This is a genomic window from Bilophila sp. 4_1_30 (genome assembly GCF_000224655.1).
GTDB lineage: Bacteria > Desulfobacterota > Desulfovibrionia > Desulfovibrionales > Desulfovibrionaceae > Bilophila > Bilophila wadsworthia.
The window spans coordinates 1,392,003-1,418,567 of sequence record NZ_JH114231.1 but is presented as its reverse complement, the minus strand read 5'-3'; the positions used below and the strand labels follow the sequence as shown (position 1 = coordinate 1,418,567).

At 52.8% G+C, this 26,565-nt stretch carries 20 protein-coding genes, 1 tRNA gene and 1 pseudogene; 14 read left to right on the top strand and 8 right to left on the bottom strand.

Going from position 1 to position 26,565, the window contains the following annotated elements; all coding sequences use genetic code 11:
* The first annotated feature begins 102 nt into the window (after positions 1-102).
* From HMPREF0178_RS06335 to HMPREF0178_RS06280, 12 genes are all read left to right on the top strand, one after another.
* Positions 103-2,826 carry a PAS domain-containing hybrid sensor histidine kinase/response regulator gene (locus tag HMPREF0178_RS06335; protein ID WP_009379959.1) on the top strand — a complete coding sequence of 908 codons (2,724 nt, stop codon included), beginning with the start codon at positions 103-105 and terminating at the stop codon, positions 2,824-2,826.
* Between the two features lie 533 nt (positions 2,827-3,359).
* Positions 3,360-5,393, top strand: a complete 2,034-nt coding sequence (locus HMPREF0178_RS06330) for a sigma 54-interacting transcriptional regulator (protein WP_009379957.1) — start codon at positions 3,360-3,362, stop codon at positions 5,391-5,393.
* A 368-nt stretch (positions 5,394-5,761) separates the two neighbouring features.
* The gene (locus HMPREF0178_RS06325) at positions 5,762-6,961 is read left to right on the top strand and encodes a PLP-dependent aspartate aminotransferase family protein (protein WP_009379956.1); all 1,200 of its coding nucleotides are present in this window, start codon (positions 5,762-5,764) and stop codon (positions 6,959-6,961) included.
* Between the two features lie 39 nt (positions 6,962-7,000).
* The gene (gene nhaC / locus HMPREF0178_RS06320; protein ID WP_009379955.1) at positions 7,001-8,452 is read left to right on the top strand and encodes a Na+/H+ antiporter NhaC; all 1,452 of its coding nucleotides are present in this window, start codon (positions 7,001-7,003) and stop codon (positions 8,450-8,452) included.
* 250 nt (positions 8,453-8,702) lie between these two features.
* Complete coding sequence (locus HMPREF0178_RS06315) at positions 8,703-9,434, top strand: AzlC family ABC transporter permease (protein WP_232281210.1); 732 nt, start codon at positions 8,703-8,705, stop codon at positions 9,432-9,434.
* Positions 9,431-9,757 (top strand): AzlD domain-containing protein, encoded by a 327-nt coding sequence (locus HMPREF0178_RS06310; protein ID WP_009379953.1) that lies wholly within the window; start codon positions 9,431-9,433, stop codon positions 9,755-9,757. Before HMPREF0178_RS06315 ends, HMPREF0178_RS06310 begins: the two co-directional genes overlap by 4 nt.
* Before the next feature lie 663 nt (positions 9,758-10,420).
* Positions 10,421-11,203, top strand: coding sequence for a GntR family transcriptional regulator (locus tag HMPREF0178_RS20395; RefSeq protein WP_009379952.1), 783 nt, complete (start codon positions 10,421-10,423; stop codon positions 11,201-11,203).
* An 87-nt stretch (positions 11,204-11,290) separates the two neighbouring features.
* The gene (locus HMPREF0178_RS06300) at positions 11,291-12,955 is read left to right on the top strand and encodes an FAD-binding protein (RefSeq protein WP_009379951.1); all 1,665 of its coding nucleotides are present in this window, start codon (positions 11,291-11,293) and stop codon (positions 12,953-12,955) included.
* Positions 12,862-14,541: an FAD-dependent oxidoreductase gene (locus HMPREF0178_RS06295; protein ID WP_198134977.1), complete on the top strand. Its 1,680-nt coding sequence runs from the start codon at positions 12,862-12,864 to the stop codon at positions 14,539-14,541. The genes HMPREF0178_RS06300 and HMPREF0178_RS06295 overlap by 94 nt, the downstream gene beginning before the upstream one ends.
* Before the next feature lie 45 nt (positions 14,542-14,586).
* Complete coding sequence (locus HMPREF0178_RS06290) at positions 14,587-15,546, top strand: tripartite tricarboxylate transporter substrate binding protein (protein WP_009379949.1); 960 nt, start codon at positions 14,587-14,589, stop codon at positions 15,544-15,546.
* A gap of 54 nt (positions 15,547-15,600) precedes the next feature.
* Positions 15,601-16,053 (top strand): tripartite tricarboxylate transporter TctB family protein, encoded by a 453-nt coding sequence (locus tag HMPREF0178_RS06285; RefSeq protein ID WP_009379948.1) that lies wholly within the window; start codon positions 15,601-15,603, stop codon positions 16,051-16,053.
* A gap of 24 nt (positions 16,054-16,077) precedes the next feature.
* Positions 16,078-17,604, top strand: coding sequence for a tripartite tricarboxylate transporter permease (locus tag HMPREF0178_RS06280; RefSeq protein ID WP_009379947.1), 1,527 nt, complete (start codon positions 16,078-16,080; stop codon positions 17,602-17,604).
* Between the two features lie 667 nt (positions 17,605-18,271).
* Here the strand turns inward: HMPREF0178_RS06280 and HMPREF0178_RS06270 are convergent.
* From HMPREF0178_RS06270 to HMPREF0178_RS06235, 8 genes and pseudogenes are all read right to left on the bottom strand, one after another.
* Complete coding sequence (locus tag HMPREF0178_RS06270) at positions 18,272-19,843, bottom strand: VWA domain-containing protein (RefSeq protein ID WP_039958790.1); 1,572 nt, start codon at positions 19,841-19,843, stop codon at positions 18,272-18,274.
* A 4-nt stretch (positions 19,844-19,847) separates the two neighbouring features.
* A complete protein-coding gene (locus HMPREF0178_RS06265) occupies positions 19,848-20,825 on the bottom strand; it encodes a DUF3150 domain-containing protein (protein WP_009379943.1) in 978 nt (325 codons plus the stop codon).
* 10 nt (positions 20,826-20,835) lie between these two features.
* Complete coding sequence (locus HMPREF0178_RS06260) at positions 20,836-21,141, bottom strand: hypothetical protein (RefSeq protein ID WP_009379941.1); 306 nt, start codon at positions 21,139-21,141, stop codon at positions 20,836-20,838.
* 17 nt (positions 21,142-21,158) lie between these two features.
* Positions 21,159-22,057: pseudogene (locus HMPREF0178_RS06255) on the bottom strand (AAA family ATPase).
* A gap of 85 nt (positions 22,058-22,142) precedes the next feature.
* The gene (locus tag HMPREF0178_RS06250) at positions 22,143-22,628 is read right to left on the bottom strand and encodes a zeta toxin family protein (RefSeq protein ID WP_369736893.1); all 486 of its coding nucleotides are present in this window, start codon (positions 22,626-22,628) and stop codon (positions 22,143-22,145) included.
* A complete protein-coding gene (locus HMPREF0178_RS06245) occupies positions 22,613-22,822 on the bottom strand; it encodes a hypothetical protein (RefSeq protein ID WP_039958612.1) in 210 nt (69 codons plus the stop codon). Before HMPREF0178_RS06245 ends, HMPREF0178_RS06250 begins: the two co-directional genes overlap by 16 nt.
* A 68-nt stretch (positions 22,823-22,890) precedes the next feature.
* Positions 22,891-23,787, bottom strand: coding sequence for a DUF6538 domain-containing protein (locus HMPREF0178_RS22460; protein ID WP_009379934.1), 897 nt, complete (start codon positions 23,785-23,787; stop codon positions 22,891-22,893).
* A 154-nt stretch (positions 23,788-23,941) separates the two neighbouring features.
* A tRNA-Leu gene (locus HMPREF0178_RS06235) sits at positions 23,942-24,026 on the bottom strand.
* A 393-nt stretch (positions 24,027-24,419) separates the two neighbouring features.
* Between HMPREF0178_RS06235 and HMPREF0178_RS06225 the strand changes: the two genes are divergently transcribed.
* Positions 24,420-25,358: a LysR family transcriptional regulator gene (locus tag HMPREF0178_RS06225; protein WP_009379932.1), complete on the top strand. Its 939-nt coding sequence runs from the start codon at positions 24,420-24,422 to the stop codon at positions 25,356-25,358.
* Between the two features lie 168 nt (positions 25,359-25,526).
* Positions 25,527-26,501: a DMT family transporter gene (locus HMPREF0178_RS06220; protein ID WP_039958610.1), complete on the top strand. Its 975-nt coding sequence runs from the start codon at positions 25,527-25,529 to the stop codon at positions 26,499-26,501.
* Positions 26,502-26,565: the final 64 nt, after the last annotated feature.

Sequence of the window (26,565 nt, the reverse complement as noted above, 5' to 3'; positions counted from 1 at the left end):
AAAGGAATTGAGAAAGGGACAAAAGGCTGGCTGTCCCTTTTGTATTGATGCAGCGCTGTCCCTATGAGGGGAGCGGATCCTCCTGTCGGAGTGGGTAGGCAAATGAAGCTTTCGCCGCATGATTCCTCGCTGGATGCTCTCAAGCTCGTTGTGGATATGGCCGATGTCCCGATGGTGATCACGGACGAGGATGGGTGTTTCGTGTTTGCGAACGGGCACACGCTGGATATTGTGGGGAAAGCCGAAGATGTCTGCATAGGTAAAACCCTCGCGTCCCTCATATCCGTTTCCCGGCGCCCACGGTTCAACAGGAGCGGCAAGGCCCCTGTGCTGTTCACGCGGGAAGGGCGTTTTTATGAAGTCGATGGGATCAGCCGGTTTCATACCAAATCGGATACGTTCGAGTTGTCCCGGATTCATGACGTGACGTCCACGTACCGGGATAAGGAAATGCTCGAATTCCTGAAAAGCGACGCTCCCATAGGTATTTTTCAGTTCGTCATGGACGAGCACTTCTCGTTTTTTTACGCTTCGGAAGGGTTTTGCGCGATGCACGGGTATACGCAGGACCAGATGAAGACGGATCTGGATATCAGGGGGAGCGAGCTTATTCACCCCGACCACCTCCAACGCTTTAACGACTTGATCAGGGCGGCCTATGAAGACGGAAAGTCCTCGGTCGGCTTCGAGATGAAAGTCATCAGGCGGGACGGCAAGGTGCGCTGGCTCCTCACGCAGTGCTCGTTTGTCGAAACAGTGGATGGGACCATCGTGTACGGCTACGTCTCGGACTGCACCGACCTGAAAAACATGGAGGAAAAGACCAAAAGCATCCAGGATGTTTGCAGGTTCACGGTCAATCACGACTACGAATGGATCTTGTTGGTCGACATCCCGGCGGACAGGTACGAGTACTTTTTTTCGGGCCGGAACAGCATGACCGGAAGCGGGATGCAGGGCGTTTTCAGCGAGCTGGTGCGGCTCCGGAGCGAAACGGTCGTCCATCCTGATGATGTGGAGGCCTATCGGGCCTTTTTCAAACCGGAACGCCTTGCCTGGGAAAACGGCACGCCGGGGTTGTCCCATGAACTCAAGTATCGTGTGCTCATGGGCAACGGGCAAGCCCGGTGGCATTGCTTGCGGGCGTATCTTTTTGACCCCGTAAGGCGGGTGCTTCTCTTTTGCGCCAAAGACATTGAGGAAGAGGAACGCCAGAAGGCTACGTTGCGTATGGCGCTCGTTGCCGCCGAACAGGCCAACCATGCCAAAAGCGAGTTCCTTTCCCGGATGTCGCACGACATCAGAACGCCGATGAACGCGATCATCGGTATGACGGCCATTGCGGGCATGAACGTGGGCAACCCCGAACGGCTCAGCGAGTGCCTGAACAATATCGCCTTGTCGTCCCGTTTCCTGCTGTCGCTCATCAATGACGTCTTGGACGTCGCCAAGATCGAAAGCGGCAAGATGAGCCTGGCTTCCGAACCGTTTGATTTTGGTGAACTCGTCAGCTCCGTCAGCTCGTTCACATACGGCAGCGCGGTGGCGAAGGGCATAACGTTCAACCTGTTTGCCTCTCCGCTCCTTGGGAAGATCTATGTCGGCGATCCCCTGCGCATCAAGCAAGTCTTGATGAACTTGCTGTCCAACGCCCTGAAGTTTGCGCCCGAAAAGGGCAGGATCGAATTCAACATCACGCCAGTCCAAAAAGTCGGGCATCGGGAACTCGTACGGTTCGTCATTTCCGATAATGGGATCGGCATGAGCAAGAGCTTTCAGGAAAGGATGTTCCAGCCGTTCGAGCAGGAGATGACGGATCAGCGGGGCCTTTCGGGATCAGGGCTTGGTCTGGCCATTGTCAGGAGCTTCGTCCAGCTGATGGACGGGACCATTCGCGTGGAGAGCGAGCAAGGAAAGGGGGCGTCTTTTTTCGTGGACATACCGCTCGGGCTGTTCGAGGGGGCGCTGTACGGATGGGATAAGGACGCCTTGGAACAATCCGAGAGCGTGCGCGTGCTGGTCATAGGCGATGACAGGGCTGCCTGTGAGCATACGGCGGTACTGCTGCGCCGTATGGCGGTTGAAGCGGCCTTCGTGCTTTCCGGCGAAGAGGGCGTCGTCTGTGTGCGGCAAGCCAGGGAGAGGCGGCGGGATTATGGCATGATCCTGATCGATTGGGAAACGCCGGGCATAGACGATATGGAAACGGTCCGGCATATCAGGGAAATCGTTGGAAAGGCCACGACCCCCATAGTCATGTCGGCCTGTGATTGGAGGGAGATGGAAGCCCCTGCCCGTAGCGCCGGCGTGGATTATTTCATCAACAAGCCCATATTGCGGGAGCATCTGCGTGATATGCTCTTGATGGTGACCCATCATAGGCGCGCCTTTGATGTTCCGGCCATGCCGGAGGAAGTCCGTTTTAACCGTGAAAAGCTCCTGATTGCCGAAGATAACGAGCTGAATGCCGAGATCCTCAAAACGCTTCTGGAGTCAAGGAATCTCTCCGTCGTCTGGGCCGAGAACGGCAAGGTTGCGGTGGAGCGCTTTGCGGAATCCGAACCGGGGGAATACGCCGCTATCCTGATGGATGTCCGTATGCCGGTCATGGACGGGCTTGAAGCCACACGGCGCATACGCGGCATGACAAGGGAAGACGCGCGGCGTATTCCGATTTTCGCCCTGTCCGCGAACGCCTTTGCGGACGACATCCAACGCTCCCTGCAGTGCGGCATGAACACGCATTTTAACAAGCCTGTGGATATGGATTCCATTTGCGCGGCACTGCACTACTGGCTGGAACATGATAAAGGAAACCGGTTGTGATGTGGCGGTATTGCTCCGTCAATGCCTGTGGCATCCAGAATGGGATTGGAAAAGAGTTGTGGAATGAGGCCGCAACTCTTTTTTATTTATGGAGATAGAGAACAGCTGAGGAGGAGCTAGACAGGGCATCCCTCTCGAAGAGGACATTACCCCGCAGGCAGGAGCGGCGGGAGTCTTGGTTATTCCGGATGCCTTTCCTGAAATACAGGGATGATCGCCGCGTAAAACACGACGCCACCTATCAGGGAACCCGCGAGGCGGATTGCACACCATGCCGTAATCCGCAATCATGGAACGTGCTGCAACGGCTGATCTGCAAGAGGCTTCCTTTAGCGGGCATAAGGCGATAGTATTTTAGAAATGGACATTTCTAGAGGCCATCTGGCTTGAAAATCAGGATATATTCTTTGCATACAAGCGATATGCTGGCGTATCTTTTTGCATAAGGTAATGCGTATGTGGGGAAGGTCCCCCGAAATGAAAGGGGGTATGCTCTTGCTGTATAGGTATCCTTATAACGAGTGGATATTGATATGAAAAAAATAGCCATCGTATGTTTATTCGAAAAAACGGCTCTTTTTATACAAAAGCAGCTTTATGCGCTTATAGGTGAATACGTTGATATCCATGCGCTCTCTTTAGAAAAAACGATATACTCAAATATCCAATCGGATCTTGTCTTGCTTGGAGACGCCGCTGTAGGAAAGATCATACACAATTATATTCATGATGATATCGAAATGCTTTCCATGAAAATGACGATAGGCAAGAGCGGATTCGAAAAACTCTTGTCCATTCCGGAAAAATCCCGTGTCCTCCTCGTCAATGATACGGTACAAAGCACGTATGATACTATCAACCTGTTGTATGAGGTCGGGATCAGGCATTTGGAATTCATACCATACTATCCGAATATGGTGTATAATTACGATGTCGATATTGCCGTGACGCCGGATGAGGAGGCTTTGGTTCCTCCTTCCATAAAAAGGATTGTCAATATCGGCGGACGGGTCATTGATCCTTACATGATCATCAACATCTTGACGAAACTTGAACTCGTCAACAATAAAACGCTTCGGGACATCGTATTTAACAGGACAAACGATTATATCCCAAGGAATCCGCAGCTTCTGGATGTTATCGCCTCGATCCTTAAGAGCCGGAATCATTTGGAGAAGATCATTGAAGTCATCGATGAAGGGGTTATCGCCTATGATGAGGGGCAGCATATCATTCTCTTTAATGAAGTTGCCGAAAAGATATTCGGCATCCCGATATGGAAAGCCAAAATGATGACGCTTTCAGAGTGTTTCTCCGAAATTTCGCTTACGGTCGAGAACCCGGAAGATCTCTGCGATGACGTACAGTCAATCAACCATACTGATTATATAGTGAATGCATATCCGTTATATATTGAGGGCCATTATTCCGGCGGCGTTATCCGCTATAAGGAGTTTTCCGCCATACGGCGTTTGGAAAAGAAGATCCGCCAAAGCAGCAAAGGCGGCGGGTATATCGCTAAAAACAGCTTTGATGATATCCTTGGAAAAAGCCCGGTCTTGCGGCAATGCCGGAATTTGGCGGAAAAGATGGCTAAAGGGGATGGAGCGATCCTTATTGAAGGGGAGAGCGGCGTCGGGAAAGAAATTTTTGCGCAGGCCATCCATAACGCCTCTTTTCGCCATGAATCCCCCTTTATCGCGTTCAACTGTGCTTCAATACCGGATACGCTCATCGAGAGCGAGCTCTTTGGATATGAAGAGGGGGCGTTTACCGGAGCCCGTAAGGGCGGGAAGCCCGGGCTTTTTGAATTGGCCAACGGAGGGACTGTCTTTTTGGACGAGCTTGGGGATATCTCACCCAATATGCAGACAAAACTGCTGCGGGTCCTCCAAGAGAAGGAAATTGTGCGGGTAGGCGGCCAGGAAGTCATACCTGTTGATATCCGTATTATCTCGGCATCGAACAAGAATATCCCCGGGCTTGTCCGTGAACATACGTTCAGGATGGATCTCTTTTACCGGCTCAACGTGCTTTCTTTGAAAATTCCGGCATTGCGCGAACGTGGGGACGATATCCTCTTGCTCCTGCATCATTTTTTGCAGGGATACGGATTGCGGTATGAGTTGTCCAAGGAGGCCGCCGATGTTTTGCTGGAGTATGATTGGCCGGGGAATATCAGGGAACTGCAAAATGTGAGTGCCTATATTGGCTATATGTCGGAAAACCGTCTTATTACCTGTGCCGATCTTCCGCAGCATTTTGCAAAAAAGATGAAGAAGCCCCTTTCTTTTCAGCAGGAGAAGGGGATTTTCCAGAGTGAAGATGAGGAAATGCTCTCTATCCTTTTGTTGCTTTATCAAGGAAGAGAGAAAGGGAGGCATATCGGCAGAAAAGAGATCTCCCAGCAATTGCCCGCCTATGGCGTACGCCTCTCGGAAGGGGAGGTCCGTTCCCGTCTCCAGAAACTGGCTGCGGCGGGGCTGGCCCACTGTGGAAGAGGGCGGGCCGGAACCCGTGTGACGCGTGCGGGCGAGCAGCGCCTCCGGGAATCCGGTTTGCTGTAGGCGGAGCTGCGAGGCATTCGCGGAGAATTTTTTATTTGCTCTTTTTTTAGCAAAGAGACGATAGTGTCCAGGGCGATTTCCGGTATCTTTTGAAAAATAGGCGTTTCCTGTATTCATTCTCTGCCCTGATATATGGAACATCATGTTGTTTTTGATTTTATGGCACCGCTTTGATTTTTCATAGAGAGCGTCCGATGCTCGCTATAAACAGGCAAAACAGGTTAAAAAGATATCTTTTTAACCTGTTTTGCCTGTTTTTCGATGTATAGGCTATACGTATTTTACTGAAATAAAATTATATTTCTAATGGCATACACATTGCTTGTTCCGCTGTATCACAAATTACTTTTTAACAACAGGATACAGGTATGGACACGAAGAATCTTTCTGCATGTAGCCCCGAGACACAACAGCTTTATTTGGGAGATCACATCGACTGGGGTGATGCCTATCCCGAATCTTTTCCGATCTACCAAACCTCTTCATATACGTATCCGGATGTTCATGCCTTCGCGGAGGGCAGAAAGAAGAAGGGCTATCTTTACGGCAGGATCAACCATCCCAACTTCACCAGCCTCAATGAAGTGCTCGCCAGGATGGAGCAGGGCGAAGCGGCGTGGGTCGTCTCTTCCGGCATGTTCGCTATTTTTACCGCGCTCATTACACTGGTGAAGGGGGGGGATCACATTCTCGCCAATACCAATATTTACGGCGAGACGTACCAGATGCTGAAGACGTTGTTGCCCCAGTATGGTGTGGAAACGACCTTTGTCGACTTGAACGACAAGGAAGCCGTTTCGCGGGCCATCCGTCCGAACACCCGCCTTTTTTATGGTGAAGTCATCGCAAACCCCCTGACCATGCTGCTCGACGTCCGGGGTGCCGCGGACATGGCCCACGCAGCCGGGGCCAAGCTGGTCATCGACAACACATATTCGTCGCCCTATGTCGTAAAGCCGTTGACGCTCGGCGCGGATGTTGTGGTGCACAGCCTGACCAAGTATATCAACGGGCATTTCGACGCCATCGGCGGGGCCGTAATCGCCGACAAGGAAACCATTGAGCGGGCCAGGTTCTTGAGCACCCTCATCGGCGGCAGCCTTGCCCCCTTTGTCAGCTGGCTGATCCTGCGGGGGACGCGCAGCTTTGAGCTCCGTCTGGAGAAGCAGAACAGGAACGCCATCCAGCTTGCCGCCGCCCTTGAAGCCAACCCCCTCGTCGAAAAGGTCTATCACCCAAGCCTTGAAAGCCACCCCCACCGCGAGCTCGCCCTGCGCCTGTTCAGGCCCGAAGCCTGCGGCGCCATGCTGAGTTTCAGCCTGCCTGAAGATCCCGAGCGGATAGATCGCTTCATGGCCGCGCTGAAGATGGTCGGTTTTGCCAATACGCTTGGCGGCTTTAGAACGACCGTCGCACACCCCGCCACGCAGTCGCACAGCAGCCTCACCCCTGAGGAGCGGGCGGCGCTGGGTATCCATTATGGAACAATCAGGGTGTCCGTGGGGATTGAATCACCCGAGGATATCATCCGTGATTTTTCGGAGGCCATTCAGGAAAGCCTTATCTAGCCTCTTCTCCCTCCCTTATAACGTACAGGAGAAAGCGTCATGACCACGACACCATTGAAGCCTGTCCGCAAGGAACTGACATTCGGCTTTGCCGTTTTCATTTTGACCGTCGTCGTCGCCATCATCGCAAGTGGAATGATGTTTTATGGCCTTAAGCTTCAGATGCTCATGCTGTGCTGCTGGGTCGTTTGCGCGGGGTTCGGCTGGTATCTGGGATTCTCGTATGCCGAGCTGGAAGCGGGGGCTTACGAATTCATCGCGCGGGCCATGGGGGCCGTGCTGATCATGATGTCCGTAGGGGCCCTGATCGGCGCCTGGATCTCGGCGGGTACCGTCGCCGTGATGATCTATATCGGCCTGAAGATCATCACCCCGGAATTCTTTCTGGCGACCAGCTTCATCCTGTGTTCCATGACCTCCGTGTTTACGGGGACTTCGTACGGCACGATCGGGACCGTCGGCCTCGCACTGATGGGGATAGGCGCGGGGCTTGGCTTCGACCCCGGTATTACCGCCGCAACGGTCATCAGCGGCGCCTTCCTTGGCGACAAGATGTCCCCGCTTTCGGATACGACCAACATGGCCGCGGCCGTTAACGAAGTCCCCTTGCTCACGCATGTCCGGCATATGGTCAATACGCTGACTCCCGCATTCATCATTACGTTGACCATTTATCTCTTCATGGGGTTCCATCACGATGCGGGCACCGGCGACGCCAGCATCCTCAATCAGCTCCTTGACGACATTACGGCGAACTTCCGGCTTGGTTTCATCCCCGCCATCCCCATGATCCTCGTGTTTTACCTCCTGCTGCGCCAGACAAACCCCATTTTGGCCATCATCAGCGGCTCGGTGCTGGGTGTTGTCGTCGCTGTCGGATACGCCGGCGTGGATTTGACGGCATCGTTCAACGCCATGTGGAGCGGCTACGAAAAGACGTTTGACAATCCTTTGCTCATGAAGCTGATGAACCGTGGCGGCGTGACAAGTATGCTTGAAGTTTCGGCGCTCGTCATTTTCGCTTGCGGGCTTGGCGGGATGTTACGCTGCCTTGGGGTGATAGATACGATCCTTGAGCCCGTTTCCCGCCATGCCAAGAGCGCGTTTTCTCTCGTCCTGTCAACGATTGTTATCGGTTTCAGCACGGTTCTGCTGACGGCGTCGTCTTACTTCAGCCTGCTCATGACAGGGACGATCATGACTCCGCTGTTCCGCAGGCAAGGTTATCGGCCCGAAAACTGCTCCCGCGTTACGGAGGATGTCGGGACGCTTGCGACCCCCCTCGTCCCTTGGAGCTCGAACGCGCTGTTCTCCATGGGGATGCTGGGTATTGGATTCACGGATTATGCCCCGTACTGTTTCCTCATGTTCCTCGCGCCGTGCGTATCCTTGGTCTATTCCATATTCAACATCAACATGACCCGGCTCTCCGACGAGGAAAAGCTGGCCGATAAGCAGGCGCAAGGGCAGCCTGAACAGGTTTCCGCCTGATTTTGAGGGGGGCTAAAGCCCCCTTCCTTCCCCGAACGGCGTTCCCCCTTGCATCATCCTCTGGGCAGGAAAGTTTTTCTTTCGCTCTGTCATAGGATGTGCTTGTTCCATCTCACAGCATGGTGAAGATACAGCTTTTTTTATGCTGAAAGTACGCTTGCAGCCCCTTTCAGGCATTCAGCCATACTGATTCTTTTGGATCTGTAACCACTATTCATAAGCTACTGCTATGTCCGACACCACAGAATGTATGATTGTCAAGGCAGGAAGTATTCCCGCCGGTTCCATCTTGTCAGGGATGCGGCATGGTTTCCCTATTTTTCTGGGGTACATTCCACTCGGTTTCGCATACGGTGTCCTCGCTGTCCAAAACGGCATACCCGCCGTGTATGCCGTTTTGTTTTCTTTGCTCGTATACGCGGGCGCGGGGCAGTTTATCTCGGTGGGCCTGTGGGGGATGGGGGCCTCTGTCTTTTCCATCGTGTTCACTACGCTTGTCGTCAACCTGCGCCATGTCCTCATGTCGGCCGCAGTGGCCCCGTGGTTTGCTCCGTTTACCCGGATACAGCAATTCATTATTGGCTGGGGGCTCACGGATGAGGTCTTCGCCACGCACAGCATGGCCATGGCCAAAGGGGAGGAGGCAAGGTTGCCGGCAGTTTATGCCGTCAACTTCACGGCGCACGGCGGATGGATTCTCGGCACGTTCATAGGGGCCGTAGCGGGAGATTTCCTGCCTGATCCCAAACTCTTTGGGCTTGATTATGCGCTTCCCGCCATGTTTCTCGCCCTGCTGGTTCCCCAATGCAAGGATCATGTATACACGGCGGCGGCTATCCTTTCGGCACTGTTATCCGTAATTCTTGCCTTGTGCGGCATAGGCCGGTGGAATGTCATTGTTGCCAGTGTAGTAACTTCCTCTCTCGGGGCTTTGTTTCTCACATACCGCGATCGCTGTTTCCTTTGTAGGAGCAAAATATGAATACGGATATTCTGCTCTGTATCTTCGGCATGTGCCTTGCGACCCTTGTTCCGCGCGTCGTTCCCGTTACGTTGCTGGCGGGACGAGAGCTTCCTCCATTGCTGGCGCGCTGGCTGTCTTTTGTGCCTGTCTCCGTGCTTGCCGCGCTGGTTATGCCGGATTTGGTGCTTGTAGGCGGCAATCTTGAACTGTCATTCGATAACCTCTTTTTTATCGCATCCTTTCCTACGCTGACGGTTTGTTGGTATAAAAAAGGAAGCCTTTTCAGTGCACTTGCCGTGGGTATGGGGACTATAGCGCTGATTCGTTATTGGATGGGCTAAGGTATCCATAAAGAGCATTCTTATACGGCATCCGGAATGGCGGCTTGGGCTAGCGGCATCGAACCGGGGCCGCTGTCCTAGCGCTCTGGGCGTTTGGAGGCTCCGGTGGAGTTTCGCCTCGCCCTGCTTGCGATACAGCTCCGGGCATATGTATCGAAAAGGGAAGGAGCACGCCTGACGATGAAGGATAGGCCGTCTCGCGGGATGGGGGAGCCGAGGGCGGGAGAATCGTTTGTCTGTGTCTTGCGAGGCATAGGGCTCTGCCGATTTTCAGCGTGAACGCCCCGGCACATCGGCACGGTTTGGCACACTCCGGCCCAAACGGTTTGGACTCCTCCGACAACGACTTAAAACAAAAAAAAGCCATTGCAGTATGTTACTGCAACGGCTTTAAAAAGTGGTGCGAGGGCGGGACTCCATTTTTCTCGGCACCGCCCATTGCGTAACATATTTTAATAAATAAGGAAAAATTCCTAGTTGTGCTGGGCGGGTTCGGTTCCTTGATAGCACTTTGGCACACTGGAAATCAAGCGTAAGTTGTCGAGCATGTCGAAGTCAGAAGGTATAGTGAGGAGGTTCGCAACGTATAGATGGCTATTCCTGAAAAATGATTTGACAGCATTAGAGCTGTAGAGCTATAGAGCACTAAACAGGGATGGTTGAATGTACACAGCAAAACATATCCAGTTTTCTGAGAAACACGCCGAGGCGTTACCGGCCTATTATCGTCTTCAGCAAACGATTATGGATAAGCTCGTCAATGGGGAATGGCAAGCCGGAAAGCAGCTTCCTTCTGAACGCCAATTTGCCCAGACCACGGGATTCAGTGTGGGAACGGTGCGTAAGGCTTTGGAAAATATGGTGCATCAGGGGTACCTCGTCCGTATTCAGGGAAAAGGAACTTATGTCACCAAGAGTATTATCGACAAGAATGCCGTCAAATATTATCGGTTGCGGCGGAATCTTTCCGAGCAGGATGTCTCGTTAAGCGTCGAACTTCTTTCCATGGAGGAAGTTCCCCGCCAGGCTGAGATGGATAGACGGTTTGCCGTCCCTGAAGATATCCCCTCCTTTTTGCGTATAGAACGTTTGTTCAGCGGAGAGCAGGGAGAAGAACATTGTCCTGTCGCCTTGAGTACTTCCTACATCCCCCTTCCCTTTGGGGAGCCTTTGAAGAGGGCCATGAGTGGAGAGTTAGAAGATTTCTCCCTTTATCTTTTGATTGAAAAGTATTGCCGCCTCCCCGTGCTGAATAGCCGAGAACTCTTGGAGATCGAAATGATTGCAGAGCGGGAGTCGGAGATCATGGATTTGCCCGTGTCTGCCCCTGTCATCAGTTCTTTTATGGTTTCAACAAGCTATGACGACACCATCGTTGAGTTCCGCAAGAGCTTGATTCGGACGGAGCCCTTTGGCCTGATCCGGCTTCACAATTTCCGGGAATAGGTTCGGAAAAAGGGGATGCTCCCCTTTTTTACCCTAACAACTGCTCTATATAACCATAGCAGTATACCCTAAAGGAGGAGACGAGGAATGAAGCCTTATTTGACCGTAAGCGCAGATGTGTTGATCGTCGGAGGCGGCAGCGCGGGCGTCATGGCTGCCATCCGAGCGAAGCAGATGGATCCAAAACAGAAAGTTGTCGTGTTTGAAAAGGGGGATATGAAATATTCCGGCTGCATCGCGCGCGGCATGGATGCTATGAATATCGTTTCCATTCCAGGCACGGAAGAAACCCCGGAATTGTATGTCGAGACCAATGGCGAGGCTTGTCAGGGCATCATGGACGAGCCCGTCAACTATGTCATGGCCCAGCGCACTTGGGCGGTGATGCAGGAGCTCATCGACTGGGGCGTATGTTTTCCCGTCGATGAAAAGGGCGAATACGACAAGTTGCAGATCCACAACAAGGGCAAATTCTGTATCACGATGAAGGAGCCCGAGCTCAAGACCATTCTGGCGGCCAAGGCCCATGAGTATGGCGCGGAAGTGTACAACAGGATCATGACCCTGCGGCTGCTCAAGGATGGCGACCGGGTTTGCGGTGCCGTAGGGATCAACGTGCGCACAGGGGAAATCGTGGTCTGTAAAGCCAAGAGCGTGATCTTGTGCTCCGGCGGCACGGCACGGTTTGGTTTGCCGGAAAACGGCTACCTCTATGGCGTTTACGATTTCCCCGGGAATACCGGCGACGGCTATGTAATGGCCTACCGCGCCGGGGCGGAGCTTTCAGGCTTCGAGTATACCCTTGTTTACTACATCATTAAGGATATCAACGCCCCCCTGCTGTACATCACGCTCACTCGCGGGGCTCATTTGCTCAATGCCTTCGCGCAGGAATTTCAAGAAAACCACCCGGGGATTCACCTCATGCACTCGGAGCATATGGCGTTGCGTGGTCCCATGCGGATCGACATGCGCCATTTGAGCGAGGAAAAGATCCGTGAAGTGGAGGAACTGCTTTTCTCCACGGAACGGCCCGTGCAGGAGCGCTTCTTTAAGGGCCGCGGCGTTGATTTCCGTACTGGAGAAATCGAGCTGTGGCCGACGGACTGTTACCTGTGCGGCGGTCACGGTCTGACGGGCATCCGGATCAACGAGCGCGGGGAGAGTTCCGTGCCGGGGCTGTATGCGGCGGGAGACGTTTCCCTGGTGGCCCGGGGACATTTGAGCGGAGCTTTCACCTATGGACAGATTACGGCGGAAAACGCCACGGAATATGCCCGTACGGTAGTCAACCCCGTCATTGACGACGAACAGGTCATGGAGGTCATTCGGGATCGTGACGCCAAGCTTGCCCAAACCGGCGGGCAGATTCCCATTGAAGAGTTCGAATACAAGGTCCGCCGTCTGATCAACGACTATGTACGGCCTCCCAAGAATGAATACAAGCTCGACAGGGCACTGTGGTGGATGGACAGATTCCGTAGTGAACTGCGTACGGAGGTATGCATCAGGAATCAGCATGATCTGTTTAAGGCATATGAAGTGGAAAACATCATCCAATGTGCGGCCATGAGTGCCGTGGCCTCCAAGGAGCGGAAGGAAAGCCGGTGGGGATTGTGGCATATGCGCTCGGATTACCCCGTCAAGGATGATGCCCAGTGGCTGAAGCACATCGTGCTTACCCAGGGGGATTCTTTGGAAGATATTCGTGTTTCATACGCACCTGTCATCAAAATGGAGGAAACCGCATGAGCGCCGGCAATCTTCTTGAGGCATTGACCGACAATCTCGTCGTGGACAAGACGAAATGCATTTTTTGTGGGAAGTGTGCGGAGACGTGCATACTCGACAATATTCGGATCAATCGCGCCCCTTGTTCCGCGGCCTGTCCTTTGGGCCTGAACATTCAGGGATATGTGCAGTTGGTGGCTCGCGGGAAGGATGATGAAGCCCGTGCCGTAATCGCTCAGGATTTGCCATTTGCCCAGCTGATTTGCCGCATTTGCGACCACCCCTGCGAACATGCCTGCAACCGCTGCAAGGTCGACGGGCAGGCCGTCAATATTAACGGCATCAAGCGTTATCTCTTTGCCGGAGAAAAGATGCTTCCGCTGGAGTGCGCCGAAGCGTCCGGCAAAACGGTGGCCGTGATCGGAGCGGGTCCGGCAGGGTTATTGGCGGCTCATGATCTGCGCAAGGCGGGGCATGCCGTAAGCGTGTATGAAGCAGAGGGCAAGGCCGGAGGGTTGTTACGGAATATCCTGCCCGTTTGGAAACTCCCCGACGCCGTGCTGGATGAGGCTGTCGGCATCATGGAACAGGCTGGCGTTGTCTTTCATTATGGCCAGCGTATCGTGGATAAGAAGGCACTGGATGATTTGTCGCAACGTTATGATGCCGTAGTACTTGCTCTGGGAGCGGGAGGCGGACGCAAGGCGTCTATTGAAGGTGAAGAATTGCCGGGTGTGCTGTCGGCATTCCGCTTTCTTATGGAAGTCCGTGCAGGGGGAGGTCAAAAGTTGTCCGGCCATGTCGTGGTGGTTGGCGGCGGATATGTGGCTCTCGACAGCGCGCAAGCGGCCATGCGTCAAGGCGCGGAAAGCGTTACCATCGTTTATCGCCGCACCATTGATGCATTCCGAGCCGATGCTGAAGATATTGCCAAGGCCAGGAAGCAGGGCATCAAATTTGCTTTTACCTGGGCACCCGTGAAAGTGGAGGGCAAAAACGGGAAACTGGCGTTGTCTTGCCGTCATGATCTGGAATTGCTGCCGCCGCAGTGTCTGGACTACCCTGACTTTAAGGCCGACGAGATCCGCAGCATAGAGGCTGACAGCGTCATTATGGCCGTGGGGCAGGAACGGGACAGCCAGCTGGCGCGGCTTGTGGGAGATGTCACCCTTGATCCCGTGACATTGCAGCTTGGAGACAAGGCTATCTTCGCCGCCGGCGACATGGAGCATGGGCCTTCGTCCGCCGTATACGCTATGGCTTCCGGACGTCGCGCAGCTACCTCGATCATCCGTCTCTTGGCTGGTCAGGACATGTTCTATGGCCGTCAGTACGCCGGTCCTTATGTAGACGACTTTACCGTTGATACCGGCAATGCCGTCGCTATCCCTCGTCAAACGGGCTTGGGCCACTTCTGCACGGGTACCGGAGATTTTACTGAAACGACGCAATATTTGACTGAGCAGGAGGCCCGGGACGAAGCATCGCGTTGCCTGTCCTGTGGCGGTCCCACTGGGCACTACAGGAACTGCTGGTTCTGTCTGCCTTGTGAAGTGGAATGTCCTCAACAGGCTCTGTACGTCAATATTCCCTATCTTCTTCGCTAACTCCAAAAGCCGATCTCGTTCGGCTGGCATGAAAAGGGGTATATCATGAAGAGTTTCTTTGGGTTGCTCTTGGCGGCGTTGTTGTTGGCAGGTACAGGTTCCGCGTCGGCGCAGTATCCCGACAAGGCTGTGACCTGTATAGTTCCTTTTGCTCCGGGCGGTGCGGCTGATATTTCGGTTCGGATGGTCGCAGACTATCTGTCCAAAGAACTGGGGCAGCCCCTCGTCATCGTCAATAAGGGGGGAGGAAGCGGCATCCCCGGATTGAATTTTGGCCTGAAGGCTAAAAATGATGGATATACCGTCATTGGCGGAGCTATCGGCAATGCGCTGGTGGCCACCTATTTTCTCAAGGCTCCTGCCTACAATTTGGATGACATCATTTTTGTAGGAGCTTATATGCCGCAGGATCGCCTGCTCCTCACGCGTCCGGATAAGCCATATAAGACGTGGAAGGAACTTGTGGATTACGCCAAAGCACATCCCGGCACCGTATCCGTGGGTTCCGGAGCCAGTCAGGAAGCTCTTGAAGTTCTTCACGCCGCGGCTATTCACGATGGCATCAAGTTCAGGCTGGTCATGTATAAGAGTGGCGGGCCAGCCACGGCTGACTTGATGGGCGGGCATATTGACGCGTGTGAGCTTGGCGTGGGGACTGCCGGTTATCAGGCGGCCCGCAAGGGAGACTTGCTTGTACTGGCCAATTTGGGAACTTCGGAAGTCCCGTACATTGCCGGCGTACCCAAACTGCGTGACATGGGATATCCCTTTGCAACCTCTTTGATGTACGGCTTTGCCTTCCCCAAGGGGACCCCAAAGGCCATCTGCGACAAGTGGGAACAGGCCATTGCCAACGTCCTGAAAAATCCCGAACTCCAGGACAAGATGAAGGCGGCGGGATTCATCCCGCAGTTCCTTTCCGGAAAGGATTATGATGCCTTTTCACGTCATTCTGTTGAATCCGTTCAAGAAATGCTGAAGTACAATGAGCAGGACAGCAACTAGTCAATAGTACCAATCATTCCCGGAGGGTTTTCCTCCGGGAATAAAGGGGGCCCTATGCTGATAGATCGCTTCATAGGATGTCTGTTCCTCTGTCTTTGCGCACTGTTGTGGTTTGTGATCATCCCACAGCAAGTCTCAGGCGAAGAGCAGGCCATGTACCCGCGCCTGACAATCATCTTCCTTGCCATTCCAGCCCTGCTTATGGCTCTGCGTACCACAGGAAAAAATATTTTTTTGGGAGCATTAGCCAAGGCGTTTTCCAATTCATCCGATTCCGTTTTTCCGCGTATTCTTTTTCTTGTAGTGAGTTACGCCGTCTGTATCATGAGCACGGAGTACGTCGGATTTTTTGTGACTAATGCTGTATTTTGCATGATATACATATTTTTTTTCCTCGAGCGTGGTTTGATACGTATTGTACTGACGCCTCTTCTTTTGCTTGGAGTTATTTACGGGATAGTTGTCTTTTTTCTTAATTATCCTTTACCAAGCGGTATTCTTTTTTAGTACGCAACCGTATCGGAGAACACTATGCTTGAAGATATTATTGGGGCTCTGGATCTCGTTTTTGCTTGGGAAAATTTCTTTTGGGCCTTTATTGGAGTTTTGTGTGGCGCCATTATGGGGTCCATCCCAGGGTTGACGGACACTATGGCCATCGTCCTGCTCCTGCCCTTTACCTATTATCTCGGTCCGATTCCCGGAATCGCCATGCTCATGGGGCTTTCCAAGGGAGGAAATTTCGGCGGTTCTCTGCCCGCTATTTTATTCAATATTCCCGGTACGCCGCAGGCTATGTGCACTACCTTTGACGGGTACCCGCTCGCAAGACAAGGAAAGAGCGGAAAAGCCATGCAGACAGCTCTTTATTCCTCTGTATTGGCCGATGCTTTGTCCGATTTGGTGCTGATCTTCTTGGCCGCCCCCGTAGCGGCTATTGCCTTACATATCGGCCCGCCCGAATACAGTATGGTCGTGCTCTTCTCTTTGGTCGTTATTTCCGTAGCGGCCACTGCCGATCCTTTACGGGGACTGCTTTCGACAGCCTTGGGGCTTTTTCTTGCCACAGTAGGCACCGATCCGGAATTTGGCACCATGCGGTTGACCTTCGGCATTGTCGATCTGGCCGATGGATTCAGCCTTATGCCTATGGTTATTGGGCTATTGGCCTTTTCGGAAGTGCTGTTGCAGGCGGAAAATTATTTCCGGCAGCGTTTGGCCCAGAGGAAAAGTGGGGAGCAGGAGGAAAAGATCATCATTAGCTCCAACCCGGACGACAACAGGGTTACAGCCAAAGAGTTCAAGACCTGTCTGCCTACTATCGGACGTTCCACGTTCATTGGTAGTATTGTAGGCATTGTTCCGGGCATTGGGACGACTGTCGGAGCCTATTTGAGTTATCTGTGGGCGCGTAAGAAGTCCAAGACGCCTGAGCTGTTCGGCAAGGGGGCCTTGGAGGGGATAGCCGCTTCCGAGGCTGGCAATAACGCCGTTAACGGTCCTAATCTGGTTCCACTGGTAACCTTGGGAATCCCCGGCAACCTTGCGGCGGCTCTGATCATGGGAGGATTCATGATCAAGGGGTTGGTACCGGGACCCCGTTTTATGGAAGATCATGCATCGTTGCTCTATGCTCTTTTTGCGGTGCTGCTGATTTCCAACTTTTTTACCTTGCTGATAGGTAGCGTTTTCATTCGCTATGTGCGCCGCCTGACGAACATACCTCGTTCAACCTTATATGCTTGTATCCTTGTTTTCAGTATCCTGGGAGCATATGTTTTCAACGGCAATATGTTTGATGTGTGGGTAATGTTCTGGTTTGGTATTTTGGGATATATACTGAATAAAATGTCTTTAAACCTGCCTACGCTCATTGTGGCTTTCTTCCTTGGGCAGCTTTTGGAAGAAAAAATTCGGCAGACGATGCTTATTTCAGGCAATGATTGGACGATATTCTTTACGAGACCATTCGCCTTGTTCTTTATAGTTTTGACTATTCTGACATCGTATATTTATCTTTCAAAGATTAAAAAGGCTACAAAGAATATATCTGATTAATATAAAGTATATTATTTTACGAATAAAGTCTCTGATGTGAAATGAATAGCAGGAAGGAAAGGATACCTGATTAGATTCGGGTATCCCTTCTTTTTGCCTTGGTTCAGAACAAAGGCGCTGAATTTCCGTAACTGCACGTCGTCCGTGCATTCAGCGCAGGCATAGTACAGGTATGGTTTTGATTCGCAAAATCGTCTGATGAATTCCGTTTTTCCAACGCGCCTTCTACCGTAGACGATGGCAAGGCAACTGTCCTGTCGTTTGTAAAGAACATCAAATAATTGAAACTCTTTATTTCTTCCGATAAACATATTGGAGTCCTTATCTTTAAAATCATAACTTATTAAATCTAAATTTATTAAATTATGATTTAGTATTGAGAAGGCAACATCCATAAAAAAGATTTTCTTTAGCAGGGGCAAGGGTATCCGGTTTTCCCGGATACCCTTCAGCGAGTTTTATTCGTCCATCTCATCCGCTATGACGGTCAGAATGGCAATCACCACGGGTATCCATTTTCCGAGACTCATATCTTTTCCTTCCTATCTGGTTATGAAGCGAGACAAACGGCACTGGCGGGCAGTTCCGTAGTCCCACTCGATATGTCTTCCAAGGCACAACGGCACTCTCATCAAAAGCCCTAATCGGCACAGTCGGCAGGTATCCGTCATGCGTTCCTCTTCAAGGCCCCTTCGAGCAGTTCGAACAGTGCCGGAGCAAGCTGTGGAAGCGTTTCAACGACGCGGCTGGCATGAGGCAGCAAAGTCGAGATGCTCGGACACATGATGCCGAGGCCGTAACATTCGAAGCCCTTTTTCTGAGCCTGTCTGAGCACCTCCTGTGCGGCGGGGATGGAGTCGGGTTCTCCGTCCGTGATGATCAGGATGATTTTTCTGTTCTCGCGGAGGAGACACATTTGTTGCATGACCCACCAGAGGGATTCCGCCATCGGAGTCATCCCGTAGGCGATTTCGGGGAATCTGGCGGTGAGCTTTTCACCGTGCCGAAGAACAGGGGCAACCGTTGTCCCGCGTTTCGCTCTGTTTGCGCCGGGAAACGCCGTAATGCCCAGATTTACGCCCGATATGCCCTGAAGAGCCTTTCCCACGGCATAACAGACGGCGTTCGCCAACATGAGGCCGGAGTCCGTCATGGAACCGCTGCTGTCCAAGAGGATATGAACCGCCGTATTCGGCGATTCCCTGAAACCGTTCTTCACGAAGACTCTGGAATTCCCGACAGCCAATCTGTGGCACAGAGAAGAGAAAAAACGGCCTCGTGCTCCCGGCATGACGGGCAGCCATTTCTGCGCCTGCATGAATCCCTGAAGCCTGAAACCGAGTCCGGCAGTCTGACGTTCGATCCGGCTGAGTTGTCCGGGAGGAAGCTCCGCAAGCCGCTTCTGACCCGTGACGGTCACCCTCAGCTGCTTTTGCCTGTCCTTGGGGCTGTCCAGTTCGATCCGTTCCGCCAGAGACTCGCCAAATCCCCTCGGAAGTTCATCGGAAGACAACGCCCCCACCGCTTTTTCCAGAGAATCCAACGAAGCATTTGAGGAAGCCACAGATTCATTCTGGGCCGCTCCCAAATCCTTTTTCTCCGATTCCATGATGGATTTTTGTTCAAGACCCCAGGTGAGGATGGCCTGTTCCAACTCCAGTGCATATCGGATGCAGTCTCCGGTATCCTTGCAGGAATCCCTCATCCTATCGAGAATCCCGTCCAATACCTTTCGGAGTCCAGGATACCGGCGTTCCATCGTCTTCGCTACGGATTCCCTACGGGGGATAATGGCATCCACAGACCACGAACGCACCGTCAGCAAGATGGTGTTCAAAATGGAAAAGGCTGGGTTTGTATCCCCGGCCTTTTGTGTTCCAAAGAGTTTCTGAATCAGGAGCCTGAAGTTTCCCCGGCATCCCGGATAGCGTGCTGAAAGGCGTTCTTCAACACGCCAATCCTCAAGGATGTTGAACAGATTATGCTGAAAAGGCGTTAATTGGGCCTTTCTCAGAATTTCAAAGTCCGTTTCCCGGATATGAGCGGATTCGTGATCGCAATATCCTTTTATCATTGTTATTAATTCTGGTTCAGAATCCAATGGAAGCGCGGGCAGATGGATCGTTTTGCCGTCCGTGTAGGCTTCACTTCCACCGATTTCCACCGTTACGCCATACTGGTTTCCCAACACGCTCGCCAGCAGCGGCAGACAGTCCATGATGTCCTTTGGTTTCAGCATGATGTTACCACAGTCCCACATTGGGGAGATTGGCATGGGGGACGGGGAAGACCTCCGGCAAGTCCTCACGCACAGGAATATCCAGTATGACCGGAGCCGTTACCGCATCGAGCACGCTGGCGGGTCCATAACCTTCGATAAGCCGCTCGGCATGGGCAATGAGCGCATCGGGATCACGAAGCAAACAGACCAGACCTTGCAGCATGACCAAATCCGCACCGGTGATGTTGCCCTTCTTGGGAATCCGATTGAAAGCCGTCTGGATGATGTCCACCACGGGACTCACATGGGGATTGATGAAGGTCAGGCCGGACAACTTCTGCTGGAGCGTCCGCAGGGGGGACAGCGCCTTGTGGGTCACTTCCGTTTTGCCCGCGTAGACGCGATTCCATGTCTCGTCCGCAGAACGGGCAATCTCTCCGAAAAGCGTTTTGGCGAGATTTTCCACTTCCTCGTTGAGACCGGACTCCACAACGGCTTCCGGGACGGCATGATCCATGAGCGGCGCAACCCGGTACAACTGCCAGGAGAATCCCATGCGGGAACGGACATACTCGGAACCCACCGTGGATTCCCTGATAATGCCGGCCCACTTCGTATGCTTGTTGATCCAGTTTTCAATGGACTGGTCGTAATCGGCGAGGAACGCATCCTTTTCCTTCAGGAATTCATCACGGATGCCTATGAGTTCCCTGATGATCTCTCCGGCCTTATCTTCCGGGATGGCCCAGCCGGACATGAACCGGATGCCGTGGCGATCCAGATAATTGAAGGCACGGGCTTTCAGAGTGACGAAAACCTTGAGGTTATTAGGATCAGCGATGCGCTTGGAACCCAGCGAGGCAAGGTCTTCCGGGGGAAGTTCCGCGCCGCCGAAGTCTTCCAGCACCATCTTCTTGCGGGCCGACCAGAGACTGACGTTGAGATTCAGAGCGAGAAGATTGTCGAGAACCTTGATGTCAGAAAGAATGGGGGTATCCATGATAACTCCGTTAGTTGGTTAAAGGGGTTAAGAGTTCGATGCGATAGCCTTCAGAGAGTTTTTGGAGGGAGCGTTCCAGAAGCTCCTGCACGGGGTTGCCGTCCACGCAATCATCCGCAGGAATGGTCAAACTTCGGCCTCTCCCTTCAGAACGTCCACAGAGAATCTCCAGCGCATGAGAAAAGGCTTCCCCACGCCAGAAGCGTGAAGAAGCCTCGTTTTTCAAAATCACCTGCGGAAGCTGAGGAAGCGTGTCAAGATAGCCTGGGTCCGTCTCCATATGTCTGAGAATTGAGGTCAGCCATTGCTCCAGCATGATTGCCGGAGCCTTCTTTACTCCCCCAGATGGCAGTCCATCGGGAACATCCGCTGGAGGAGTTCATGCAGCATGGCGCGAGTGGGACGGGACGCACGAAAACCCAAGGCCCGATCCAGCGCGTAGGACAACGGTTGGATGCCCTGATGCGCCAACGGCTGAAAGCGTAGGGTCAAATCAGCCCAGCGGAGCAAGGTTCTTGTGGAGAGCGTCACCTCGATGGTATCCGTGTAGGAATCGGACGCACCTATGAACTGCTTCCTGATTTCATTGGCGAAATCCACCATCTTGACGACGATATGTTCAGGCAGGGCCGGATGGAGCTTCACCAGCAAATCCTTTTCCACTACGGCATCCGGGTAGTTGACCTCGCACAGCATGAAACGATCAAGCCACGCGAGATTCATTCTGCCGGTTCCCTTTCCGGCAAGCACAACGGCGCACCTTCCAGAACTCCGTTGAGCCCCACAGCAACCTCTGGTGAGAGTAAATCCACTTCATTGATGAGAAAAAGACCGCCATATCGCATTGCCAGAGACAGAGGACCATACTCATACCGCATACTTCCTTCATGCAGGGAAATATGACCACACAAGTCCGCGAACTCCAGACGTCCGTGCCCCGTCACCTCAAAAACCGGATAGTTCAAACGTGCGGCAAGCTGTTTGATGAGGCTCGTCTTTCCCGAACCCGTGGGACCGTAGAGATACAGCGGATCAAGTTTGTTCATGAACCAGACGGCGGCATCCCGTGCCGATTCGTGAAAGCTGTAATGCGGGTCGACGGCAGGTGTATACAGGCAAGGATTCTGGTAGCCCCATATGGTATTGCCAGTCGGCACTCCGCTGAAGACAAGTCCGGCATCCATTTCCGTTGGCGTGAGGGCTTCCAGTTCCTGAATGGTCTGTGATTCCATGATATTCTCCTTTTGGGGTTCAAAAACAGAAAATCCCGGCCTCTCCGAAGAGAAACCGGGATTATGTTTTCCTATGTATGGAAGGTTACTTGGCTACTTGAATGAGCCTGTAACCTTGCGTTGAATTATCCAAAATCGTGGCTTTATCTGCCAATGCAATGGCTTTGGGCAAATTTTCCAAGCTTCGTACAAACCTACGGATAACATCTTCATAAGGAACAGAATGTCCGCCACGAGCAGCCCGCGAAGCGACTCGTGCCCACGCCAGGTCTGAAGATTCAAGCCCTATGTAAACCAATTCGATGGAATATCCCTTTTTCTTGGCCTCACTCATCAAAGTGAAATCAAAATGTGAAGTCAAAGTAGATTCACGAGCAAAAGATACGCCATTTTCCAGAAAAAGGCGGGCCATTTTTGCAGCAGCTTTTCCAGCGGCAATCGGGGACAACCCATCAGCCGCAAGTTTATCCGGATCAATGACCAACAGATTTTCCATTGTTGCTATGGTACGAGTATAGGTGCTCTTCCCCGCACCATTTGGGCCACAGATGCAAATCAATCGTGGTTGCATGGCTTCATCTGATTCTGAATATAAGGTGGAATAACATCCTGTGTTATTTCAATATGTCCATCAGGATACTCCAAAATATTCCTGCCAAGCCCATCCCGATAATTTAATGGAACCCCCTTTTTGAGTTCCTCAGCCAAAATGAGATGCTGATTTCGTATGGCGACGGCAGTCATTTCCTCTAGTGAAAGTGGCATAACAACCCCCTGATATTTTTTAGTAATGTACAGTTTATCCAAGTATACAGTCAAGAGTTTCAGCCGTTTTATACCTCAACAGCATACGGCCTCTCAAAGGGTTCCCCCTGCTTTTCGCACTTCGCCATAAGCGTCTGGGCATTCTGTTCCCCAAGCAGAGTGTTAAGCTCTTCAGCCAGACGTTTTCGATCCAATGTCACTCTCCTATTTTGTGGAATTACCTGGAACGTATGGCTTTCTGTGTTGATCCATTCTCCTTTCACTGGGTAACGGGGTTCAATGGATTGAGGTTGTGATGCCGGGACCGAAAAATCATTTTGGGAAGGAGGGAAGGGGATGTAATTTTCTGCAAAGGCGCCTCGTTCTGTCATGAAATCGCCATTTTCCCGACATTTGAGGATACGGTTTCGCGTTATTTCCATCCGAAGGTATTCTTTTGTAATTAAAAGAATATCGTCCTTAGTCTTAATATCTTCCTGTCGTATAAGCCCATACTGTAACAGCATAGGGATGACATTTTGTGCAGCTGCCAATAGCCCTTTTTCTGACCGAAGATTAAAATAATCAATATTCGAGCAGCGATTGTAGTACTCACCATAGGAGATTGTTCCGATGCCGGGGATAGTTACGGAAGGGCGTTCGGAAAAATCACGCGTATCCTGTTCCAGAATAGCCCGGAGTAGTCCATTCAATCGCAACCTGAGTGTTTCGTAATCCATGAGCATCCCTATCATCTGGTTGAGTGCTTGGCGCAGTCGCTGGGCTAGTTCCTTGGCTACCCTGAGGTATGGCGTTTGGAGGCTCAGGCGGAGTTCCGTTTTGCCTTGTTTGCGGTATCGTTCTGGGAGTACGTATCGAAAATAGAAGAATTGTCCACGCCTGTACAGGTAAGAGGGATAGGTTGTCTTGCGGGGTATGCGGATTCGTGGGCGGGGAGAGTCGTTTTTGAGCGTCTTACAAGGCATGGGGTCTCCTGCCGATTTTCGGCGTGAATGACCCAGCACTTTGGCACAGTTTGGCACACTTCAGCCCAAATGGGGCTTTTTCGCCCCTTTTGGCAACGGCTCGAAACAAAAAAGAAAAGCCGTCGCAGTATGTTACTGCAACGGCTTTAAAAAGTGGTGCCGAGGGCGGGACTCGAACCCGCACAGGAATTCCCACTACCACCTCAAGATAGCGTGTCTACCAATTCCACCACCTCGGCGCGAAAAGAGGTATATGCAAAACAGAGGCGGCTGGCAAGCTTTTTTTTTGCGATTCAGTGAAATTTTTTCGTCTGTCCGTATGGGGCCCGGCCTTTTTCCCGTAAGCCGGGAAAAGGGTTTTTCCCTGTGCGGGCGTTACGGATGGCTCGAGTGGGGAGGAGCCGCATTCCTTGCTATGGGAGGGGAGGAGAAACCTGTTTGTTTCGGCTATTGAGGGTTCTTTTCTGAGGGCCACGGAACCCAGAGCTTGGGGAAGCCGCTTTGATCCGCACGCTAGAGGAGGGTGGCAGCGGGGGAAAGACGCGTTTTTCCTTCAATCTGTTGAAAAGGGTTGCCTTGCCGGGCTGTTGCATGTCAATGCAGGGGGGAATCGGCTGAACAGGATGGTGGGCATGAACGTCTCGTTTGAGTACTACAAGGTCTTTTATCACGTGGCGCGGCTCGGAAGCATTACCCTTGCGGCCAAGGCGTTGTTCCTTTCGCAACCGGCGGTGAGCAAGTGCATACGTCAGCTTGAAAAGGTACTCGGTTGCGCGCTGTTTTATCGGATGCACAAAGGGATGCGGCTCACGCCTGAAGGGGAAGTGCTCTACCAGCACGTCGCGCAGGCCTGCGAGCAGATTGCCATCGGGGAAAAGAAGATTCAGGCCATGCTGCATCTGGACTGGGGAAGCATCCATATCGGTTCCTCCGATATGATCATGCATGCCTTCCTGCTCCCGTATCTGGAGCAGTTCCATAAGGATTATCCCAAGGTCCGCATCAGTACCATCACGGCATCGACGCCTGAAACGATTGCCTCGCTGCGGGCCCGCCGGATCGATCTGGGCGTCGTGTTTTCGCCAGTGGAAGAAAACGACGATCTGGACATAATCCCCGTTTGTACGGTTCAGGATACGTTTATCGCGGGTAACACATTTCGCCATCTGGAAGGCTCCGTGCTCTCGCTGGATGAGATTGCCAAGCTCCCTATCGTGTGCCCGGAAAAGGGGACCAGCACCCGGGCGTATCTGGATGCGTTTTTCCAGTCGCACGGCGCTGTGCTTGACCCGGAATGCGAACTGGCGACGACGGTGCTGATCGTGCCTTTTGCGGAGCGAGGATTGGGGGTGGGCATAACTGTGCGGCGATTTGCGGAGGAGAGCCTCAGGGCGGGAAGCGTCTTTGAGCTCCAGACAACGCATAAGATACCGGAGCGGGCCATTGCGGTGGTGACCAGAAAGCGAAGCCAGATTTCACACGCGGGCCATGCCTTCATACGCTGCCTGACCGGAAAGGAAACTGAAGAGGGCGGAGGCGAGCAACCGCGGGAAAAGTGTAGTACAAGCTGATCAAATCATTAACCTAATGGCATGTTTCTCATGAGTATATTTCATTTTACGCATGAATGGGCGTAGCGTACGAACGGGAGGCAGGAGGCGCCCATGTTGCGGAGGCGTACGGCCAGAATGGCCGTCGCGCCAGGGGACGCCGATTTTGCAGTAAGGGGATATGCCATTATGAAAAGAGGTTACCTGTTTATTGCACTGGCAACGCTGTTTTTCAGCACGATGGAAATCGCGCTCAAGGAAGTTGCCGGACTGTTTAATCCTGTCCAGTTGAACCTCACGCGGTTTCTCATCGGCGGCCTTGTCCTCATTCCGTTCGCCAGGCGGATGCTCAGGAAGCGCGGTGTCCGGATCGACGGCCCCAGCTTCGTCAAACTGGCCGGGCTCGGCTTTCTGGGGATCGTGGTCAGCATGACCTTGTATCAGCTCGCCGTGGAGAACACGAACGCCTCGGTCGTCGCCGTCCTGTTCAGCTGCAATCCCGTGTTCGTGCTCGTTTTCGCCGGGCTCATCCTGCGTACGCAGATCCTGCGCCAGCACGTCATGGCGCTGGTGCTGGAATGCCTCGGCATCCTTATCCTGATCAATCCTCTGAATACGTCCATCAGCACGGCGGGCATCACATTCACCCTGCTGTCCACGGCGGTGTTCGCCCTGTATGCCGTGCTCGGGACCAAAATGTGCGCCAAGTATTCCGGCGTAGTCGTGACATGCGGGAGCTTCCTGTTCGCCAGCCTTGAAATGGCGGCCATCGTCGCGTTCAGCCGCCTCTCGGCGGTCGCCGGGGTCCTCGCGGACATCGGGCTCGGGCTCTTCGCGGATATCCCCCTGCTTTCCGGGTATACCCCGTTCAGTGCGCTGATGATGCTGTACATCTGCGTCGGCGTGACCGGGGCGGGCTTTGCCTGCTACTTTATGGCGATGGAGGCGACCTCTCCGATCACCGCCTCATTGGTCTTCTTCTTCAAGCCCGCCCTCGCGCCCGTGCTGGCCTTGGTTTTTCTGCAGGAAGCCATTCCGGTGAGCATGGTCGTGGGCGTCCTGTTTATCCTCGCGGGATCGCTGGTTTCGCTTATCCCTGCCTTGTCCACGATTCCCGCGATGGCACTCGGAAAGGTATGGTGCTGGAAGCAGGGCCGGGCCTGACGCCTCCCCGCAGACAGGCAACGGCGTTTTCCCTCTTCCCGCAAAAAAAGCCCGGACAAAAACC

Excerpts from the sequence above, each read along its gene's own strand:
- HMPREF0178_RS06245 (WP_039958612.1), bottom strand. The coding sequence starts at position 22,822 with ATGCCACTTTCACTAGAGGAAATGACTGCCGTCGCCATACGAAATCAG.
- HMPREF0178_RS06310 (WP_009379953.1), top strand. The coding sequence starts at position 9,431 with ATGAATACGGATATTCTGCTCTGTATCTTCGGCATGTGCCTTGCGACC.
- HMPREF0178_RS06325 (WP_009379956.1), top strand. The coding sequence starts at position 5,762 with ATGGACACGAAGAATCTTTCTGCATGTAGCCCCGAGACACAACAGCTT.
- nhaC (WP_009379955.1), top strand. The coding sequence starts at position 7,001 with ATGACCACGACACCATTGAAGCCTGTCCGCAAGGAACTGACATTCGGC.
- HMPREF0178_RS22460 (WP_009379934.1), bottom strand. The coding sequence starts at position 23,787 with ATGCCTTGTAAGACGCTCAAAAACGACTCTCCCCGCCCACGAATCCGC.
- HMPREF0178_RS06280 (WP_009379947.1), top strand. The coding sequence starts at position 16,078 with ATGCTTGAAGATATTATTGGGGCTCTGGATCTCGTTTTTGCTTGGGAA.
- HMPREF0178_RS06315 (WP_232281210.1), top strand. The coding sequence starts at position 8,703 with ATGATTGTCAAGGCAGGAAGTATTCCCGCCGGTTCCATCTTGTCAGGG.
- HMPREF0178_RS06265 (WP_009379943.1), bottom strand. The coding sequence starts at position 20,825 with ATGGATACCCCCATTCTTTCTGACATCAAGGTTCTCGACAATCTTCTC.
- HMPREF0178_RS06225 (WP_009379932.1), top strand. The coding sequence starts at position 24,420 with ATGAACGTCTCGTTTGAGTACTACAAGGTCTTTTATCACGTGGCGCGG.
- HMPREF0178_RS06260 (WP_009379941.1), bottom strand. The coding sequence starts at position 21,141 with ATGCTGGAGCAATGGCTGACCTCAATTCTCAGACATATGGAGACGGAC.
- HMPREF0178_RS06220 (WP_039958610.1), top strand. The coding sequence starts at position 25,527 with ATGAAAAGAGGTTACCTGTTTATTGCACTGGCAACGCTGTTTTTCAGC.
- HMPREF0178_RS06250 (WP_369736893.1), bottom strand. The coding sequence starts at position 22,628 with ATGCAACCACGATTGATTTGCATCTGTGGCCCAAATGGTGCGGGGAAG.
- HMPREF0178_RS20395 (WP_009379952.1), top strand. The coding sequence starts at position 10,421 with ATGTACACAGCAAAACATATCCAGTTTTCTGAGAAACACGCCGAGGCG.
- HMPREF0178_RS06335 (WP_009379959.1), top strand. The coding sequence starts at position 103 with ATGAAGCTTTCGCCGCATGATTCCTCGCTGGATGCTCTCAAGCTCGTT.
- HMPREF0178_RS06285 (WP_009379948.1), top strand. The coding sequence starts at position 15,601 with ATGCTGATAGATCGCTTCATAGGATGTCTGTTCCTCTGTCTTTGCGCA.
- HMPREF0178_RS06270 (WP_039958790.1), bottom strand. The coding sequence starts at position 19,843 with ATGCTGAAACCAAAGGACATCATGGACTGTCTGCCGCTGCTGGCGAGC.
- HMPREF0178_RS06330 (WP_009379957.1), top strand. The coding sequence starts at position 3,360 with ATGAAAAAAATAGCCATCGTATGTTTATTCGAAAAAACGGCTCTTTTT.
- HMPREF0178_RS06300 (WP_009379951.1), top strand. The coding sequence starts at position 11,291 with ATGAAGCCTTATTTGACCGTAAGCGCAGATGTGTTGATCGTCGGAGGC.
- HMPREF0178_RS06290 (WP_009379949.1), top strand. The coding sequence starts at position 14,587 with ATGAAGAGTTTCTTTGGGTTGCTCTTGGCGGCGTTGTTGTTGGCAGGT.